17 protein-coding genes are annotated in these 18,680 nt (G+C 63.1%); 10 read left to right on the top strand and 7 right to left on the bottom strand.

Annotated elements, in window-relative coordinates:
• Positions 1-29: 29 nt before the first annotated feature.
• The 6 genes from HU764_RS09440 to HU764_RS09415 all read left to right on the top strand — a co-directional run bounded on the left by HU764_RS09440 (position 30) and on the right by HU764_RS09415 (position 6,901).
• A complete protein-coding gene (locus tag HU764_RS09440; protein ID WP_217835005.1) occupies positions 30-1,304 on the top strand; it encodes an aromatic ring-hydroxylating oxygenase subunit alpha in 1,275 nt (424 codons plus the stop codon).
• A 14-nt stretch (positions 1,305-1,318) separates the two neighbouring features.
• Positions 1,319-1,795 carry an aromatic-ring-hydroxylating dioxygenase subunit beta gene (locus tag HU764_RS09435; RefSeq protein WP_027593647.1) on the top strand — a complete coding sequence of 159 codons (477 nt, stop codon included), beginning with the start codon at positions 1,319-1,321 and terminating at the stop codon, positions 1,793-1,795.
• Positions 1,796-1,805: 10 nt separating this feature from the next.
• The gene (locus HU764_RS09430; RefSeq protein WP_099453744.1) at positions 1,806-2,765 is read left to right on the top strand and encodes a PDR/VanB family oxidoreductase; all 960 of its coding nucleotides are present in this window, start codon (positions 1,806-1,808) and stop codon (positions 2,763-2,765) included.
• 108 nt (positions 2,766-2,873) lie between these two features.
• Positions 2,874-4,118, top strand: coding sequence for an OprD family porin (locus HU764_RS09425; protein ID WP_186704211.1), 1,245 nt, complete (start codon positions 2,874-2,876; stop codon positions 4,116-4,118).
• A gap of 22 nt (positions 4,119-4,140) precedes the next feature.
• Positions 4,141-5,448 (top strand): MFS transporter, encoded by a 1,308-nt coding sequence (locus tag HU764_RS09420; RefSeq protein WP_027593650.1) that lies wholly within the window; start codon positions 4,141-4,143, stop codon positions 5,446-5,448.
• Positions 5,449-5,542: 94 nt separating this feature from the next.
• Positions 5,543-6,901: a spinster family MFS transporter gene (locus tag HU764_RS09415; protein WP_186704212.1), complete on the top strand. Its 1,359-nt coding sequence runs from the start codon at positions 5,543-5,545 to the stop codon at positions 6,899-6,901.
• 618 nt (positions 6,902-7,519) lie between these two features.
• Here the strand turns inward: HU764_RS09415 and catA are convergent.
• The 3 genes from catA to HU764_RS09400 are packed head-to-tail and all read right to left on the bottom strand — an operon-like array spanning position 7,520 to position 9,943.
• Complete coding sequence (catA, locus tag HU764_RS09410) at positions 7,520-8,455, bottom strand: catechol 1,2-dioxygenase (protein ID WP_099453741.1); 936 nt, start codon at positions 8,453-8,455, stop codon at positions 7,520-7,522.
• 43 nt (positions 8,456-8,498) lie between these two features.
• Complete coding sequence (gene catC, locus HU764_RS09405; protein ID WP_027593653.1) at positions 8,499-8,789, bottom strand: muconolactone Delta-isomerase; 291 nt, start codon at positions 8,787-8,789, stop codon at positions 8,499-8,501.
• Positions 8,790-8,821: 32 nt separating this feature from the next.
• The gene (locus HU764_RS09400) at positions 8,822-9,943 is read right to left on the bottom strand and encodes a muconate cycloisomerase family protein (RefSeq protein WP_027593654.1); all 1,122 of its coding nucleotides are present in this window, start codon (positions 9,941-9,943) and stop codon (positions 8,822-8,824) included.
• 135 nt (positions 9,944-10,078) lie between these two features.
• Between HU764_RS09400 and HU764_RS09395 the strand changes: the two genes are divergently transcribed.
• Both HU764_RS09395 and HU764_RS09390 read left to right on the top strand, forming a co-directional pair.
• Positions 10,079-10,951 (top strand): LysR family transcriptional regulator, encoded by an 873-nt coding sequence (locus tag HU764_RS09395; protein WP_186683185.1) that lies wholly within the window; start codon positions 10,079-10,081, stop codon positions 10,949-10,951.
• Positions 10,952-11,120: 169 nt separating this feature from the next.
• Positions 11,121-12,452, top strand: coding sequence for a D-serine ammonia-lyase (locus tag HU764_RS09390; RefSeq protein WP_186704213.1), 1,332 nt, complete (start codon positions 11,121-11,123; stop codon positions 12,450-12,452).
• Here the strand turns inward: HU764_RS09390 and HU764_RS09385 are convergent.
• Together HU764_RS09385 and HU764_RS09380 are read right to left on the bottom strand one after the other, a co-directional pair.
• Entirely contained in the window at positions 12,449-13,846 is a 1,398-nt protein-coding gene (locus tag HU764_RS09385) for an amino acid permease (protein ID WP_186704214.1), read from the bottom strand. The genes HU764_RS09390 and HU764_RS09385 overlap by 4 nt on opposite strands.
• 70 nt (positions 13,847-13,916) lie before the next feature.
• The gene (locus tag HU764_RS09380) at positions 13,917-14,951 is read right to left on the bottom strand and encodes an arginase family protein (RefSeq protein WP_186683199.1); all 1,035 of its coding nucleotides are present in this window, start codon (positions 14,949-14,951) and stop codon (positions 13,917-13,919) included.
• A 123-nt stretch (positions 14,952-15,074) separates the two neighbouring features.
• Between HU764_RS09380 and HU764_RS09375 the strand changes: the two genes are divergently transcribed.
• A complete protein-coding gene (locus HU764_RS09375) occupies positions 15,075-15,557 on the top strand; it encodes an Lrp/AsnC family transcriptional regulator (RefSeq protein WP_027593659.1) in 483 nt (160 codons plus the stop codon).
• A gap of 137 nt (positions 15,558-15,694) precedes the next feature.
• Here HU764_RS09375 and HU764_RS09370 read toward each other — a convergent pair whose 3' ends face one another.
• Positions 15,695-16,606 carry a LysR substrate-binding domain-containing protein gene (locus HU764_RS09370; RefSeq protein ID WP_186704215.1) on the bottom strand — a complete coding sequence of 304 codons (912 nt, stop codon included), beginning with the start codon at positions 16,604-16,606 and terminating at the stop codon, positions 15,695-15,697.
• Positions 16,607-16,703: 97 nt separating this feature from the next.
• Here HU764_RS09370 and HU764_RS09365 point away from each other — a divergent pair, with 97 nt between their 5' ends.
• The gene (locus HU764_RS09365; protein WP_186704216.1) at positions 16,704-17,795 is read left to right on the top strand and encodes a tartrate dehydrogenase; all 1,092 of its coding nucleotides are present in this window, start codon (positions 16,704-16,706) and stop codon (positions 17,793-17,795) included.
• Between the two features lie 16 nt (positions 17,796-17,811).
• On the opposite strand, the gene HU764_RS09360 is transcribed toward HU764_RS09365, so the two are convergent.
• Entirely contained in the window at positions 17,812-18,657 is an 846-nt protein-coding gene (locus tag HU764_RS09360; protein WP_186683205.1) for a LuxR C-terminal-related transcriptional regulator, read from the bottom strand.
• Positions 18,658-18,680: the final 23 nt, after the last annotated feature.

Here is an 18,680-nt window from a genome sequence, read left to right as displayed (position 1 = left end):
TCATAAGAAAACGCCCCATAGGTGACCCCGTGAGCAACCTGATCCCCGCCGTCAACCTGACGGTCGACCCGGCCGAGCTGGTCCAGCCCGACCGTGTCCACACCTCCCTCTACACCGACCCGGCCCTGTTCGACGCCGAACTGCAGAAGATCTTCCACAGCACCTGGATCTGGGTCGCCCACGAGAGCGAAGTCCCCGAGCCCGGCAGCTACAAGACCACCTTCATCGGCAAACAGCCGGTGATCGTCGTGCGTGACCGCAAAAAGGCCATCAACGTGCTGCTCAACCGCTGCCGCCACCGCGGCGCCACGGTCTGCGAGCACAAGAAGGGCAAGACCAACAGCTTCGTCTGCCCCTACCACGGCTGGGGCTACGCCCTCGACGGCTCGCTGCGCGGCATTCCCCACCCGGAAAGCTACGGCGACTGCCTGGACAAGGCCGAGCTGCCACTGGTCAGCCTGCGCGTCGAGCGCTACGCCGGCATGGTCTTCGCCACCTTCAAGGACGACATCGAACCGCTCGAAGACTTCCTCGGCGCCGCGAAGAAGTGGATGGACCTGTTCATGAAGCAAGGCGCCGGCTACGGCATCAAGGTCCCCGGCGAGCACCGCTTCCGCTTCCCCGGCAACTGGAAGATCCAGCTGGAAAACACCACCGACGCCTACCACTTCCCGTTGGTGCACAAAAGCTTCCTGTCCTCGGTCGATGAACAGACCCTGGAGCTGTTCGACTTCGTCAAAGGCCCCGGCTATGTCGAGGACCTCGGCAACGGCCACAGCGTGATGGTGATGATCCCCGAGCTGGTGGACCTGGAAGCCGACCTCGACAAGCCGATCCCCGAGCGCTTCGAGTCCCTCGCTGCCGAACTGCGCGACGAAGGCATCGACGAGCAGCAGGTGCGCCGCATCGTCCGCGCCGTCGGTGGCTCGGGCTTCAACCTCAACCTGTTCCCCAACGTCGCCTGCTCGATGGCGTTTTTCCGCGTGCTGCAGCCGATCTCGGTGACCGAGACCGAAATCCACCACTCGGTGATTACCATGGACGGCGGCCCAGCCGCAGCCAACCGCTACCGGCTGCGCCTGCACGAGCACTTCCAAGGCCCGATGGGCTTTGGCACCCCGGACGATTCCGAGGCCTGGGAGCGCGTGCAGAAAGGCGCTCGTGCCGGTGAAGACCTGTGGATCATGCTCAACCGCGGCCTGCCGGGCGAGAAGCCCAGCGCAGACGGGCTGGTGTCCGACGTGAGTGCCGAAACCGGCATGCGCGCGGCGTACCAGCAGTGGAAAAAGATGATGTCGGCGTGAGCGTGGAGAACCCTATGAACCTGCAATTGCTGCAAGAAGTCACCGCCTTCATCTGGCAGGAAGGCGACATGCTCGACCACGGCGAGTACGACACCTGGCTCGGCCAATGGACCGAAAAAGGCACGTACATCATCCCCATCGACCCGCGCGAGAGCGACTACGAAAACACCCTCAACTACGCCTACGACGACCACCACATGCGTGGCCTGCGCGTGCAGCGGTTGATCGGCGGCGAGTCGATTTCCACCAGCCCGCAGCCACGTACCGTGCGCACGATTTCGCGCTTCCGGGTGCTGGGCGACGACGGCGTCAACGTGACCGTGCGCTGCGCACAGAACGTGCGCGAGTTCCGCAAAGAGAGCCTCAAGCACTACAGCGCCGACCTGACCTACACCCTGGTACGGGCGCAAGGCAGCTTCAAGATCCACCGCAAGGTGATCAGCCTGATCAACAGTGACGATACCCTCGCCGGTATCGGCTACATCCTTTAGGGCCACGACCATGAGCGAACAACTGCTCGATGTGATCGTGCAAGCCCGCGAAGTGCAAGGCGGCGACGTGGTCGTACTGGAGCTGGCCGCGGTCGACGGCCAGGCCCTGCCGCGCTTTGCGGCAGGCGCCCACGTCGACCTGCACCTGGCGCCCGGCCTGGTGCGGCAGTATTCGCTATGCGGCGACCCCGCGCATGCCAATGTCTACCGCCTGGGCGTGCTCAAGGACAGCCAGTCTCGTGGTGGCTCGGTGGCGGTGCACGAGCAGCTGCAGCCCGGCACGCCAATGCGCATCAGCGCGCCACGCAACCTGTTCCCGCTGGCCTGCGACGCCACGCGCTCGATCTTGCTGGGCGGTGGCATCGGCATCACCCCGATGATCGCCATGGCCCATGCCCTGCATGCCCAAGGTAAACCGTTCGAGCTGCATTACCGCGGCCGCTCACGCAGCCGCTGCGCGTTCGTCGACGAACTGCTCGGCGCACCGTTCGCGGCCAGCGTGTTCACCCACTTCAGCGATGAAGGCCCTGAGCAGCACCTGGACCTGGCCCAGGTGCTGGGCCCCGCCATGCCTGGCGTGCACCTGTACACCTGCGGCCCGGCGGGCTTCATGGATTGGGTGATCGCGGGGGCGCGCCAGCAAGGCTACGACGACCCACACATCCACCACGAGTACTTCCAGGCCGAGGTCGACACCTCGGGCGGCAGTTTCGAGGTGGTCGCCGCACGCAGCGGCAAGACCGTTCAGGTGCAGGAAGGCCAGCCCCTGACCGCCGCCCTGCGCAGTATCGGGATCAAGGTCGAGGTGTCCTGCGAGCAAGGTGTGTGCGGCACCTGCCTGTGCGACGTGCTCGAAGGCGAACCCGACCACCGTGACCACTACCTGACCGAAGAGGAGAAACACACCAACGAGCAGATCGTACTGTGCTGTTCCCGGGCGCGCGGCAAGCGCCTGGTGCTGGATATTTGAAAAACAAAAACAATACGTGACAGACAAGCGGGCGCAAGACCTGCAGCCCTTCTGCCCAGTTGCTCGACTGCCCAGGACTTGTACTGATCACACTTCCAGGATTACCCCATGGAACTCAAATGGCCGTTGCGTGCGAAACCGTTTTGCTTGTGTGTGGGCGCCGTATTACCCCTGATGTGCTTGGCCGATGTGGTGGATGACAGCCACCTCTCGCTCAATTTCAGAAACCTCTACCTGAACCGTAACTTCACCAACCCCAGCGCGCCGGTGTCCAAGGTCGGCAACTGGTCGCAGGGCTTCGACCTGCAGTTCGAATCCGGTTACACCGATACCCCCGTGGCGGTCGGTCTCGACCTCAACGGCCAATACGCCGTGCGCCTGGACTCCACCGGCAACGATGGCTCGCTGCCCTTCAGCAAGCACCGCCAGCAGGCCGCCGACGACTACAGCCGCGGCGGTGCGACCCTGAAGCTCAAGTACGCCAACACCAAGGTACTGATCGGCGATCAGAAACCTTTCTACCCCGTCGCCTCCAACGACCCCAGCCGGCAGCTCGACACGATTTACCAGGGCGCGGTGATCGAATCACGCGACATCGACAACCTGACCCTCGTTGGCGGGCGCTTCTGGTCCATCGTCACCCGCGAGTCGTCCAACCATGAGCGCCTCTACCGCTACGGCACCCGCGACGACCAGGACAGTGATGGCCTGGACTTCGCCGGCGCCACCTACGCCCTGACCCCAGACCTGCAAGCCAGTTACTTCCATGGTGTGCTCAACGACATCTACAAGCAGGACTACGGCGGCATCAAGCACGCCCTGAAGTTCGCCGACGGCTACCAGTTGAAAACCGACGTGGGGTACTTCAACAACCGTGAAGACGGCGCCGCACGCAGCGGCGCCGTGGACAACCGCGCCTACTTCGGCCTGGTCACCCTGGAAAAAAGCGGGCACATGCTGGGCCTGAGCTACCAGCGCATGACCGGCGATACCGTGTTCCCGACGTTGAACGGCTACGTGCCGCAGCTGTGGCTGCCGAACTGGGCGGGCCTGCCGTTCATTCGCCCGGATGAACGCAGCTGGTCGGTGCGTTATGGCTACAACTTCGCCGCCATGGGGCTGCCCGGGCTGAAGCTGTTCACCCGCTACATCAAAGGCACCGACATCGACCGCGGCCCGGGCCTTGCAAGGGACCAGGAAAGCGAGCGCGACATCATGCTCAGCTACGTGATCCAGAGCGGCCCGCTCAAGGACCTGGCCTTCGACCTGAAGAACATGCGTACCCAACAGCAGTACGGCAACGACTACAACGAGTATCGCCTGATCACTTCCTACACCTGGAAGTTCTGGTGACCGGCCCGCATGGAGATGGCTCATGAGTAACCTGAACACCAGCATCACCCGCGATACCGACCCGCGCACCATGCGCCGCATTGTCATCGCCTCGGTCCTGGGCAATGCCCTGGAATGGTATGACTTCTTCCTCTACGGCACGGCCGCAGCACTGATTTTCGCCCCGCTGTTCTTCCCCGCCGGCACCGACCCGGTGCTTGGCACCATGGCCTCGTTTGCCGGTTTCGCCGTGGGCTTTCTGGCACGCCCGCTGGGTGGCCTGATCTTTGGCCATATCGGCGACAAGGCCGGGCGCAAGAAGGCCTTGGTGATGACCCTGGCGATCATGGGTGCGGCAACCTTCGCCATGGGCCTGCTGCCAACCTTCGAACAGGTCGGCTACCTGGCCCCCGCCTGCCTGGTGATCCTGCGCGTGCTGCAAGGCGTTGCCTCGGGCGGCGAATGGGGCGGTGGCGTGCTGCTGCTGAGCGAGAACGCACCCAAGGACCGCGTCGGCTTCTATGCGGCCTGGAGCCAGCTGGGTGTTTCCGGCGGGTTCGTACTGTCTGCCGCTGCGTTCTACCTGGTGCAGATGCTGCCCGTCGAAGACATGATGAGCTGGGGCTGGCGGGTGCCATTTTTGGCCAGCATCCTGATCTTTGGCGTAGGGGTGTACATCCGCCGTCGCCTCCCAGAGAGCAAAGCCTTCGTCGAGGAACAGGCCCAGCAGGACAAGCCCGAGCACATGCCGGCCATGGAAGTGCTGCGCAACCACCCCAAGGCCGTGCTGCAGGCCATGGGTATCCGCATTGCCGAAAACGGCAGCGCCTACCTGTTCCTCGCCTTCACCATCGCCTACGCCAAGTTCACCGGCCTGGATACGCAACTGGTGCTGGCCAGCGTGATGGTGGCGATGATCGTCGAGGCCGGCACCATCGTGTTCTGGGGTTGGCTGTCGGACATCATTGGCCGGCGGGTGGTGTATGCCATCGGCTCGGTCGGTTTGATGGTGCTGGCGTTCCCGTTCTTCTGGATGCTCGATACCCACTCACCGGTGTGGGTGTACCTGGCGGCGTTGCTGGGCATGGCCTTCTGTCACGGCGCGATGATCGGCACCCAGCCGGCGCTGATGGGTGAGCTGTTCCCGGCCAAGGTGCGCTATTCGGGGCTGGCCATGGGGCACGAGATTGCCTCGATCTTCTCCGGCGGCCTGGCGCCACTGGCGGCGACGGCACTGTTCAGCATTTACAAGGATGCCTGGCCGGTGTCGGTGATGCTCGTGGTGATGGGCGCGATCACCACCCTGGCGGTGATTTCCATCAAGCCACAAGCCTCTGCAGACAATAACTGACCGCGTGTTCAGCCCCTTCGCAGGAGCGGCCTTGGGCTGCGAAGGGGCCATCAGGCTGTCCCAATCAGGGCTGTCCCCTCAGGAACTTGCAAGCATGAATACCCTGACCGAAGCGCAACACCTCAAGCACACCCAAAAACGTTACGTGTACGAATGGTATGTGGTCATCCTGTGCATGGTGGCCTACATCTTCTCCTTCGTTGACCGGCAGATTCTGGCCCTGATGATCGAGCCGATAAAAGCCGACCTGCAGCTGAGCGACACCCAGTTCAGCCTGCTGCACGGCCTGGCGTTTTCGCTGTTCTACGCCTTCATGGGCATGCCCATCGCCTACCTGGCCGACCGCTTTTCGCGGCCACGCATCATCGCGGTCGGGGTGATTTTCTGGAGCTTCGCCACCGCCGCCTGCGGCCTGAGCAAGAACTTCACGCAGATGTTCCTTGCCCGTATCGGCGTGGGCGTCGGCGAAGCGGCCCTGTCGCCTTCGGCCTACTCGATGTTCAGCGACCTGTTCCCCAAGGAAAAGCTCGGCCGCGCAGTGGGCATCTACTCCATCGGGTCGTTCGTCGGTGGCGGCATTGCCTTTCTGGTCGGCGGCTACGTGATCACCTTGCTCAAGGACGCACAGACCATCGAGGTGGCCTTCCTTGGCGCCATGAAGGCCTGGCAACTGGCGTTCTTCATCGTCGGCCTGCCTGGGGTGATCGTGGGCCTGCTGATCTGGCTGACCGTGCGCAACCCCGAGCGCAAGGGCGCGCAGCTGGACGCCGACGGTAATGTGCGCAAGGTGAAGCTCACCGACGGCCTGCGCTTCATCGGCCGTCACCGGGCCACGTTCAGCTGCCACTACCTGGGCTTCTCGTTCTACGCCATGGCGCTGTTCTGCATGATGAGCTGGACACCGGCGCTGTACATCCGCAAGTTCGGCATGAGCCCCGAGCAAGCCGGCTTCATGCTCGGCACCATCCTGCTGCTGGCCAACACCACGGGTGTGGTGTTCGGCGGTTGGCTGACCGACCACCTGGCCAAGCGCGGCCGCAGCGATGCAGCCATGCGTACCGGGGTAATCGGTGCGCTGGGCATGATCGTGCCGGCCGTGCTGTATTCGCAGGTGGACCAACTGTGGCTGTCGGTGACCCTGCTGGTACCGGCCATGTTCTTCGCCTCGTTCCCCATGCCGGCGTCCACTGCGGCCATGCAGATCCTCTCGCCGAACCAGGTGCGTGCGCAGGTATCGGCGGTATTCCTGCTGATCAGTAACCTGCTGGGCCTGGGCTTGGGCACCACGCTGGTGGCGCTGATCACCGACCGCTACTTCGGTGTACCGGCTGCGGTCGGTTCTTCGATGTCGATTGTCAGCTTCGTCGCGTCGTTGCTGGCCATCGTGTTGCTGGCCAAAGGCTGCAAGTGCTTCCGACACAGCATGCAGCGTGAGCACCCCGTCGCGGCCTGAAGTGTTGGCCACATAGGCCAGCATGACCCGATTGTAGTCGGGGGCACTGGGTGCCAGGCTTGGCATTTTCAGCGCCTATCAGATCGAGCGCCGCCCGCGCGGCGCTCGATATCCGCCCTACCTCCATGCCCAAGGCAAGCACCTGGCTGCCTTCACCCTGTCTGCCGACAAACCAGGTGCCTGGCTCGGCATTTTCAGCGCCTATCAGTTCGAGCGCCGCCCGCGCGGCGCTTCGCGGGGCAAGCCCGCTCCCACATCTGTTTCGGGCCAGTTATTCCTGAAGCATTGGCTCGCGCCCCCTTTTCTCGCCCACCTCAATATCGCGTCGTACGAACAAGGGGCCGCGCGCCTCTATTACAGGCGAGACTGTCCCGAAACAGATGTGGGAGCGGGCTTGCCCCGCGAAGCGCCGCGCGGGCGGCGCTCGATATCCGCCCCACCTCCAAGCCCAAGGCAAGCACCTGGCCGCCTTCACCCTGTCTGCCAACAAGCACATAGCAGCCCGCTTCCCCAATATTCCTTGTAAACACAAAAAAGCCCGGACCCTCCCCGCACGGAAAGGCCCAGGCATAAACGGTGAATACTGTGGAGGCTGGCTGCTCCTACAAGGGTCGAGCTTTAGCCGTCTTGCAAAGCACGCGGTCGATGGCTGCGGGTTTCAGCCTCAGGCGCCTGCGCAGCCTGCAACGTGAAGTCGAAGGCCAACTCGGCGAAACGCTCCCCTTGCACGCCCCGATCATGCGCCGCCGCCGCATCCTCGACAAAGCGCAGGTCACCGATCAGCCCATCACGGGTGGCATAGGCAAAGTCATCCCACAGGTATTGGTCACCGGCGAAGTTGATCTGCGTGGTCAGGTGGCGATGCCCCGGCGCGGAGATGAAGAAATGCACGTGCGCCGGGCGCTGGCCGTGGCGGCCAAGCAAGTCCAGGCACTCCTGAGTTGGCCCCTGCGGGTCGCAACCATAACCGGACGGCACGATGGAGCGGGCGCGGTAGCGGCCCTCTGCGTCAGTGATGATGCGTCGGCGCAGGTTGTACTCGGACTGGGTCGAATCGAAGTACGAATAGGTGCCCTGGGTGTTGGCGTGCCAGAGGTCGACGGTAGCGCCTGCCAGCGGCTTGCCGTCGGCGCCGAATACCTGGCCCTGAAGGAACATCACTACGCCGGGGTCGGTGCCATCGTCCATGCGTGCTTCACCTTGGCTAAGCGGCGCGCCTGCAACGTACAGCGGGCCCTCGATGGTGCGCGGGGTACCGCCGGTCAAGCCCGCTTCGGCATCCTTGGCGTCTTGCAGCAGGTCGATGAAGTGCTCGATCCCCAGGCCCGCTGCCAGCAGGCCCGCCTCGTTACGGCCGCCCAGGCGGTTGAGGTAGTCGACGGCATGCCAGAACTCGTCCTCGCTCACTTCAAGGTCTTCGATCAGGCGGGCAGTGTCCTGCAGCACGCGCAGGATGATCTGTTTGAAGCGCGGGTTACCCTCGGCGTGCCCAAGGCCTGCGACTTCTTCAAAAAACGACTGGATCTCGGCAGTGTGGGAAATTTTCACGGTCATTTTGCTTACCTCATCTTGTTCTTGTCAGGTAGTCAGGGACGAATCAGCGGTCGTCACTGTGGATCGACGACGGGTGGCGGCACAAGCCGTCCACCTCGATCTCCATGTACGGGAACAGCGGCAGTTGCATCAGGGTGTCGTGCAGGGCCTCGACGCTTGCCACATCGAACACGCTGTAGTTGGCGTAGTGCCCGGCAATGCGCCACAGGTGGCGCCAGGTACCTTCTTGTTGAAGGCGCTGGGCCAGTTCCTTTTCATCGGCCTTGAGCTTGGCGGCCTTGGCCGGGTCCATGTCGACCGGCAGTTTCACGGTCATCTTCACGTGGAACAGCATGCGGGTTCTCCTTAAGGCGTTGAATGTACAGTTCAGCGGCGGGCGAAGCGCGCCAGGCGCTGCTCGTCCAGGGTCAGGCCAAGGCCTGGCGTGCGTGGAATGTGCAGCTGGAAGTCGTGGTACTGCGGCGGCTCGTTGACGATCTCTTCGGTCAGCAGCAGCGGCCCGAACAGCTCGGTGCCCCAGGTCAGCTGGCGCAAGGTGAGGAACGCGTGGGCCGAAGCCAGGGTGCCGATCGAGCCTTCAAGCATGGTCCCGCCGTACAGGGCGATACCGGCCGCTTCGGCGATTTGCGCTGTGCGCAGCACTGCACGTGGGCCGCCGTTCTTGGCAATTTTCAGGGCAAAGATGCTGGCGGCACCGTCGGCGGCCAGGCTGAAGGCGTCTTCGACGCTTTCGATCGATTCGTCGGCCATGATCGGCGCTGGGCTGCGCTGATTGAGACGCACCTGGCCGCCGCGGTTGATCCGCGAAATGGGCTGTTCGATGAGGTCGATTCCGTTGTCGCCGAGCACCTGGCAGGCGCGCAGGGCCTGGGACTCGTCCCAGTACTGATTGACGTCGACCCGCACGCTGGCGCTGTCACCCAGCTCGCGCTTGATCGCCACCACGTGCTTGAGGTCCTGCTCCACCGGGTTGGCGCCGATCTTCAGCTTGAACACACGGTGGCGACGGATCTCCAGCATGTGCTGGGCTTCGGCGATATCACGGGCGGTATCGCCACTGGCCAGGGTCCAGGCCACTTCCAGGCTATCGCGTACTCGGCCGCCCAGCAGTTCGCTGACCGGCAGGCCCAGGCGCTTGCCCTGGGCATCGAGCAAGGCGCTTTCGAGCCCCGACTTAGCAAAGGTGTTGCCCTTGGCCAGCTTGTCCAGCTTGAGCATGGCGGCGTTGATGTTGTCAGCCGGCAGGCCGATCAGCGCCGGTGCCAAGTGTGCGTCGATATTGGCCTTGATGCCCTCGGGGCTTTCGTAGCCGTAGGCCAGGCCACCGATGGTGGTTGCCTCGCCGATACCTTCGACGCCGTCGCTGCAACGCACGCGCAATACCACCAGGGTTTGCTGCTGCATAGTGTGCATGGCCAGCTTGTGCGGGCGAATGGTCGGCAGGTCGACGATAATTGCATCTATACGTTCAATCAGGGTGTTTGTCATTGTTGCCAGGTCCCGTCAGATCGGACCGCAGATGGCAGACCCGATAGTTGCACTTACTTGTTTGATCAAGCATTGCGCGAGACCCTGATACCCGTCCAATATCAAATGAATCTCCCACCATACCCTGGAGGTCTGATGGAACTGCGCCACCTTCGCTACTTCAAGGTGCTGGCCGAAACGCTGAACTTCACCCGTGCCGCTGAGCTGCTGCATATCGCCCAGCCGCCGCTAAGCCGGCAGATCAGCCAGCTCGAGGAGCAGCTCGGCACGCTGCTGGTGCTGCGTGAGCGCCCGCTGCGCCTGACCGAAGCCGGGCGGTTCTTCTATGAACAGACCTGCACCCTGCTCCAGCAACTGGAAAACATCAGCGACAACACCCGCCGCATCGGCCACGGGCAACGCCAATGGCTGGGCATCGGTTTTGCTCCCTCGACCTTGTACACCGTGCTGCCAGCGCTGATCCGCGAACTGCGCCAGGACAACGAGCTGGAACTGGGGTTGAGCGAAATGACCACGCTGCAGCAGGTCGAGGCACTCAAGAGTGGCCGCATCGACATCGCCTTCGGCCGTATTCGTATCGATGACCCGGCCATCCTCCAGCAGGTGCTGTGCGAAGACCCCTTGGTCGCGGTATTGCCCAAGGGCCACCCGTTGGCAGGCACCCCGCTGACCCTCGCGCAACTGGCCAAGGAGCCGTTCATTCTGTACCCGGCCAACCCCAGGCCCAGCTATGCCGACCATGTGCTGGCCCTGTTCGCCCACCACGGCATGACCCTGAAGATCAGCCAGTGGGCCAACGAACTGCAAACGGCCATCGGCCTGGTGGCCGTCGGGCTCGGCGTGACCCTGGTGCCGGCGTCGGTGCAACAGCAGCACCGCACGGATATCGAGTATGTCAGCTTGCTGGACACCAGCGCCGTCAGCCCGATCATCCTAAGCCGTCGCAAGGGCGATGTGAGCCCGATCGTGCAACGGTGCCTGGCGTTGATTGCACAACAGGCGACGTGATGGGCTGCGCTATCACATCGAGAGCGACCAGTGGGAGCACCAACACCACCGTAACTTACATGAACTGGCCAAGCTTGGAGCCCTTTCCGACCGGTCCGGCGCCCCAGCACGGCCACTCTTACAAGAGCCATCAGCCCCCTGGCAATCCCCACCAGCACAGGAACAACGCATGATTCACGGCAAAACGCTAGACGCTTGGTACGCCTCCCACCCGCGGGTCGAGGACTTGGTCGCGCTGCGCGAAACCTGCTGGTTCAACCCAGGCATCGTGCCCACCGCACAAGCCCTGGGCGACGTCGGCCTCACTGCCACCGACGTCAGCGCAGCCAGTGCCCGGCTGCAGCGGTTTGCACCGTACCTGGCCGAGGTGTTCCCCGACACCGCCGCGTCTGGCGGCATCATCGAGTCGCCGATTCGCCCGCTGCCTGCCCTGCAGCACACCTTGCTGCAAGAAGCTGGTCTTGCCCAAGGCGGTGCGCTGTGGCTCAAGGCCGACAGCGAGCTGCCGATTTCCGGCTCGATCAAGGCCCGCGGCGGCATCCACGAAGTGCTCAAGCATGCCGAAGACCTGGCCCTGGCGGCCGGCCTGATCACCCTGGGCAGCGATTACCGAGTACTGGCCAGCGATGACGCCCGGCAATTTTTCAGCCAGTACAAGGTAGCGGTCGGCTCGACCGGCAACCTCGGGCTGTCGATCGGCATCATGAGCGCGCGGCTGGGTTTCCAGGCCACGGTGCACATGTCGTCGGATGCGCGGCAGTGGAAAAAGGACAAGCTGCGCGCCAACGGCGTGAGCGTGATCGAGTACCCCTCCGACTACAGCGTTGCGGTGGAACAAGGCCGCCAGCAAGCAGCAGCGGACCCTACTTGCTACTTCGTCGATGATGAAAACTCGCCTCACCTGTTCCTCGGTTATGCCGTGGCTGCCGAACGCTTGCAGGGCCAGTTCAAGGCCGCCGGCATCAAGGTCGATGCCGAGCACCCGCTGTTCGTCTACCTGCCCTGCGGCGTGGGTGGCGGGCCTGGTGGGGTGGCGTTCGGCTTGAAGCTGCTGTTTGGTGATCACGTGCACTGCGTCTTCGCCGAACCCACCCATTCGCCCTGCATGTTCCTTGGCGTGTACACCGGGCTGCATGACGAAACCAGCGTGCAGGACTTCGGCATCGACAACGTCACCGCAGCCGATGGCCTGGCGGTAGGCCGCCCTTCCGGCTTTGTCGGCAAGGCCATGCAGCGCCTGCTCGACGGCTACTACACGGTCACGGACGAGCGGCTGTACCAATTGCTGGTGCTGGCCCATGATCTGGAGCAGGTACGCCTCGAGCCCTCGGCGCTGGCCGGCATGCCCGGCATGGTGCAGGTACTGCAAGCAACGCAGTACCTGGCGCGCATGGGGCTGACGGCGCAGCGCATGGCCAACGCCACCCACTTGGTGTGGGGCACCGGTGGCAGCATGGTGCCGGATGACGAATATGCCGCCTACCTGGCCAAGGGGCGTTAGGCCTTGCGCCGGCGATAAGCCACAAGCAGAAAGACAAACCACAACGGCATCACGCACAGGGCCATCCGCGTATCCGGCTCAAGGGCCAGAAGCACCAGCACGAAGCCGAGGAAGGCCAGCGAGGTGACGGCCATCGGCACGCCACCCGGCAGCTTGAACTTCGACGCCTGGTGCGCGGCCGGGTTGTGCTTGCGGTAGGCGATGTACGCGGCGAGGATCATCGACCAGGTGAAGATCACCAGAATCGCCGAGATGGTCGAAATCAGCGTGAACACCGTCATCACCTCGGGGATGATGAACAACAGGGCCAGCCCGGCCAGCATGCACATCGCCGAAAACAGCAAGCTGTGCACCGGCACGCTCAGAGCCGAAAGCCTGGCAAAGATGGCGGGTGCATTGCGCCGCTCAGCCAGGCCAAACAGCATTCGGCAGCCTGAATAGACGCCGCTGTTGGCAGAGGATGCCGCCGACGTCAGCACCACGAAGTTGAGCATGCCGGCAGCGGCGGGAAAGCCGGCCAACAGGAACAGCTCGACGAAGGGGCTGCGGTTGGCCGGCACTTCTGCCCACGAGACCACGCTGATGATGCACACCAGCGCCAGGATGTAGAACAGCAGGATGCGCAAAGGAATAGTGTTGATGGCCTTGGGCAGCGAACGGTGCGGGTTCTTTGCCTCGGCGGCGGTGGTACCGATCAGCTCGGTGCCAGCGAAGGAAAACACGGCAATCTGGAAGCCTGCGAAAAACCCACTGATGCCATGGGGCAGCACCGCCCCGGGCGCCACCACGTTGGACAGCGAGGCCACCACGCCATTGGGTGACACATAGGCGGTGGCGATCATCACCGCTGCGGTGATGATCAGCGTGACGATGGCCACGATCTTGATGATCCCGAACCAGAACTCCACTTCGCCGAAGATCCGCACCGCCAACATGTTCAGCCCAAGCAGCACGAACAGGGTGAAGAACGCCGGTATCCACGCGGGCACATCCGCATACCAGTACTGGAAGAACCCCGCCACGACCACCACGTCGCCGACCACCGCCACGCTCCAGCTCAGCCAGTAGGACCAGCTCAGCACGAAGCCGGCGCGCGGGCCCAGGTAGTGGGCGACGATGTCGGCGAACGATTTGAAACGCAGGTCAGAAAGCAGCAGCTCGCCCATGGCACGCATGACGAAGAACACGAAAAAACCGAGGATCGCGTAGACCAGCAGAATGGAGGTACCGGACAGCGCGATGACCTTGCCCGAGCCCATGAACAAGCCGGTGCCGATGGCGCCACCAATGGAGATCAGCTGGATATGGCGGTTTTCCAGCGTGCGTTTGAGGTGCCCGTCTTGGGCTGAGTCTGTAGGTTTGCTTTGATCAAGGCTTGCGGACATGTCTTGCATGAGCGACCTCTTTTTATTGTGGGTATCAGGGCTTTCGAACAAGGCCCGCGCAGGGCCTTGCCGCGGTGTGCTATCGAACCGCGCCTTCGAACCCTTGCAGCGTGTTCACGGCATTGATGCCGATTTCATCGACCATGTAGCCGCCCTCCATCACGAACAGCGTCGGGATGCCTACGCGTGCGATCTCGGCGCCCAGGCGCAGGAAGTCTTCGCTGGTGAGCTTGAAGTGGCTGATCGGGTCGTCCTCGAAGGTATCGACGCCAAGCGACACGACAAGAAAGTCCGGCTGGTGCGCGACAACGCGCTTGAGCGCGTCCTGCAACGCCAGCCGGTACTGCGCCCAGAGGGTGCCTTTGCCCAGCGGGTAGTTGGCATTGAAGCCCTCCCCGGCCCCCGCGCCCTGTTCGTGGGCATAGCCGGAGAAGTACGGGTAGGACACATGCGGATCACCGTGGATCGAGGCGAAAAACACATCGGGGCGGCCGTAGAAGATGTTCTGCGTGCCGTTGCCGTGGTGGAAATCCACGTCCAGCACGGCCACGCGCCGTGCACCCTGGCTCAGGCAGCGTTCGGCGGCAATGGCGGCATTGTTGAGGTAGCAATAGCCGCCCATGTATTCGCGGGCCGCATGGTGCCCAGGGGGGCGGCACAGGGCGAAGGCACTGGGCGCGCCATCGATTACACGCTGCATGCCGGTCAGTGCCACGTTGGCACTGCTGCGCACGGCTTCCCAGGTGCCGCCGGTAATCGGCGCGCCGGCGTCCATGGCGTAGAAGCCCAGTTTGCCATCGATGAAGCCCGGCTCCCGGTCGATGGCCAGGTCGCGCACCGGCCATACCAGCGGCAGCGCATCATGGGTCTTGCCGGTGGCGGTCCATTCTGCCCAGGCATTTTCCAGAAAGCTCACATAGCGCTCGCTGTGCGCCGCGACATAGCAGGCACGGTCGAACGATTGCTCGGCGATGACATCGCCCAGGCCTGTGGACTGCACACGCGCCAGCACGGTATCGGCACGCTGAGGGTTCTCGAATGACGGCGTGATGGCCCCGTCCTTGAGCTCGGAGCCATGGTGCAAGCGGTGTTTGTTGCTAAAGACTGTCAGCACGCGAATGTCCTTTTTCAAGGTGGTATCGGATAACCAATTTTCGCGACAGACCGCTGAAAATGCTTTGCTTTATGCTCAGCCAAACCGGATGCTTGAGCGAAACATTCACCCGGTAGCCCCATAATGAGCAAAGCCTTTGCTTACGAAGAACTGGACGAAGTAGACCGCGAACTGCTGCGCCTACTGCAGGAGGACGGCACCTTGTCCAGCGCCGCCTTGGGCGAGCGCCTGTCGATGACCGTGACGCCCTGCTGGCGCAGGCGCAAACGCCTGGAGGAGCTGGGCCTGATCAAGGACTACCAGGCCAACCTGGACCGCAAGAAACTGGGTTATGACGTCATGGCCTTCGCCCAGGTGCGCTTCGGCAACCATTCGGCCGAAGCACCTGACGACTTCGAGCAGGTGATTCTGAAATTGCCGCAGGTATTGTCCTGCCACAAGGTCACGGGTGAGGCTGATTACGTGCTGACGGTGCTGGCGACCGACCTGGAAAGCTATGGCCGTTTCGTCGAAGACGTGTTGCGGCGGCAACCCGGTATTGCTTCGATCCAGTCGAGCCTGGCTTTGCGCGAAATCAAGGCGGTTAGCCGGATACCGGTGAGGTAGCCGCATAGAAACAACCATCCTACCCTGTGGGAGCGGGCTTGCCCGCGAACACCGGCGAAGCCGGTGCCATACACCGAGTCGCCATCTTCGCGGGCGAGCCCGCTCCCACAGAGATGTCGCTACCTTTAAAGCCAAACTCAATCCGGCAAGCTGTACCGCTCGGCAAAGTACTGCCGAAAGAAATCCACCGCCACCCGCACCTTGGCCGAACTGGCCAGCGGCGAGGTGTACACGGCCCAGATATCGGCAGGCTGGTGATAGTCACTCAGGACTTGCACCAAGCGCCCATCCTGCAGGCTGTCGTGCACATCCCACCAGGAACGCAGCAATATCCCACGCCCATCCAGGCACCACTGGTGGGCCACCTCGCCATGGTTGCTGGACAAGCCCCCTGTCACCCGCACGCTTTCTTGGCCCTCAGGGCCTTCGAGCTGCCAGATACCAAACGGGTGGTCGCGCTCCTTGATCACCAAGCAGTCATGGCTGCCCAGGTCGGCCAGCACTTTCGGTGTGCCTTGCCGCGCCAGGTACGCAGGTGAAGCACAGAGCACTCGCCGGTTCTTGGCCAGCAACTTGGCGATCAGATTGGGCGCGATGGTATTGCCCACGCGGATGTCCAGGTCGACCCCCTCCTCGATCAGGTCCACCAGGCGGTCATGCACATCCAGCCGAATATCCAGACGCGGGTAGCGCTCGGCCAGTTCCGACAAGGCTGGGGCCACGAACCTGCGCCCCAGGCCCAAGCTGCTGGCGATGCGCAGTTGCCCTGCCGGTTCGCGGTGCTGGGCACTGATGTCATCGCCCATGCGCTGCACCGCATCGAAAATCTGCAGCGCCCACTGGTACACCCGCTCACCCTCTTCGCTGATCGTCACCCGCCGCGTGGTGCGGTGCAGCAAGCGCACCTGCAGGTTTTGCTCGAGCACGCGAATGCGTTTGCTGATGTACGCCGCCGACATGCCCAGCTCGTCGGCCACGGCGGCAAAGCTGGCGCGCTTGGCCACCTGCAGAAAGATATTGAGGTCGTCGAGGTTGGGCAGATTATTCACGTTTCGTGTTCCAAGAATCCATGAAAGGCTGGATTATCTCCGATTGAAGGCCTTATAGCATGGCTCGCACCTGTTCCCTAGCCAACGAGTGCGCCCCATGACCAAGACATTCAGAATCGCAGCCATCCCCGGTGACGGCATCGGCACCGAAGTGCTCCCCGAAGGCATTCGCGTGGTCGAGGCTGCCGCTCGCAAGCACGGCCTGGCCATCAGCTTCGAGTTCTTCGAGTGGGCCAGCTGCGATTACTACCTGGCCCACGGCAAGATGATGCCGGACGACTGGTTCGAGCAGCTCAAAGGCTTCGACGCTCTGTACTTCGGCGCAGTCGGCTGGCCCGACAAGGTCCCGGACCACATCTCGCTGTGGGGCTCGCTGCTCAAGTTCCGCCGCGACTTCGACCAGTACGTGAACATTCGCCCGGTGCGCCTGTTCCCGGGCGTGCCGTGCCCGCTGGCCGGCCGCGCACCCGGCGACATCGACTTCGTGGTGATCCGCGAGAACACCGAAGGCGAGTACTCGTCCCTGGGCGGGCGCATGTTCGAAGGCACCGAAAACGAGATTGTGCTGCAAGAATCGGTGTTCACCCGCCGTGGGGTCGACCGCATCCTCAAATACGCCTTCGACGTGGCACAAACCCGCGCGCGCAAGCACGTCACCTCGGCCACCAAGTCCAACGGCATGGCCGTGAGCATGCCGTACTGGGACGAACGCACCGCAGCCATGGCTGCCAATTACCCGGAAATCAGCTGGGACAAGCAGCACATTGATATCCTCTGCGCCCGCTTCGTGCTGCAACCGGACCGCTTCGACGTGGTCGTGGCCTCTAACCTGTTCGGCGACATCCTTTCCGACCTCGGCCCGGCCTGCGCAGGCACCATCGGCATCGCCCCTTCGGCCAACCTCAACCCCGAACGCAAGTTCCCGTCCCTGTTCGAACCGGTACACGGCTCGGCGCCGGACATCTTCGGCAAAAACATCGCCAACCCGATCGCGATGATCTGGTCCGGTGCGCTGATGCTCGAATTCCTCGGCAACGACGGTGCCGACCCGCGCTACCGCGCTGCTCACGATGACATCCTCAAGGCCATCGAGCAGGTCATCGCCGCAGGCAACACCACCCGCGACATGGGCGGGCAAAAGTCCACCCAGGAGGTCGGCCGGGCCATCACTGCCCTGATCGAGGCCTGACGTCGCAGGGCCGCGCCTACAACGCCTGGGTGTGCTCGACGGCACCCTGGCGCAACCAGTCGATAAACCGCGCAAACAGCTCCGACTGTGAATTGATCTCAAGCTTCAGGTACAAATTCTTGCGGTGCATGCGCACGGTCTCCGGCGAGATCCCCAACTCCACCGCCGTGGACTTCACCGAGTGCCCGCGCAAGATCATATGCGCCACTTCACGCTCACGATCCGTAAGCACCTGGCAGCCAAAACTCTCGAACGCTGCCTGTACGCTGCCCCGTTCGGCCGAGGCCGTGGCAGGTTCAAGGTTGTAGCGGGCATAACGCACCAGCAGCTCGCGCACCATGGGCTCGACCGCCCGCAACAGGTCGATCTGCCCGCTACTCAAACCCGTGCCACTGCACCCCTGAAACAAGCTGAACGAAAGCTTGCGGCCCTCGCTGAGGTCGACGATGTAGTAACTGTCTTCACTGCAGCCGGTGCCCAGGTAGTAGGCCTTGTAGTAGTCGCTGTCGAAGAAGTTGTCCGGGGCGATTTCCTGCAAGTGATAGAACCCTTCGGCCAAGCCACTCTGCACGGCCAGGCAAAAGGGGTCGAGCAGGTAGCCCGCGCTGAAATAACGCCCTAGCACCGCATCACGATGCACCTCGGGGATGCCCTGCTTGTACAGCAGGCGCGGTGCACGCCCCTGGCATTCGAGGCTGATCATCATCGACTCGACCTGCACCAGTTGGCTGATCGCAGCCGCCACGTAGCTCAGGGCATCGGCTGATTCACAGTGGGCGAGCGCACGCTGCAGCGCTGCATGCCAGTGCTGCAGCGCCCCCAGCGAGAGGGTGAGCGGAGTGTCGGAAGTGGCCTGGGTCATGCCCGGCAGTCTAGCCTGCCAGG

The sequence above is a fragment of the Pseudomonas kermanshahensis genome (assembly GCF_014269205.2).
GTDB classification, from domain to species: Bacteria; Pseudomonadota; Gammaproteobacteria; order Pseudomonadales; family Pseudomonadaceae; genus Aquipseudomonas; species Aquipseudomonas kermanshahensis.
This window is presented reverse-complemented; position numbering and strand designations above follow the sequence as displayed.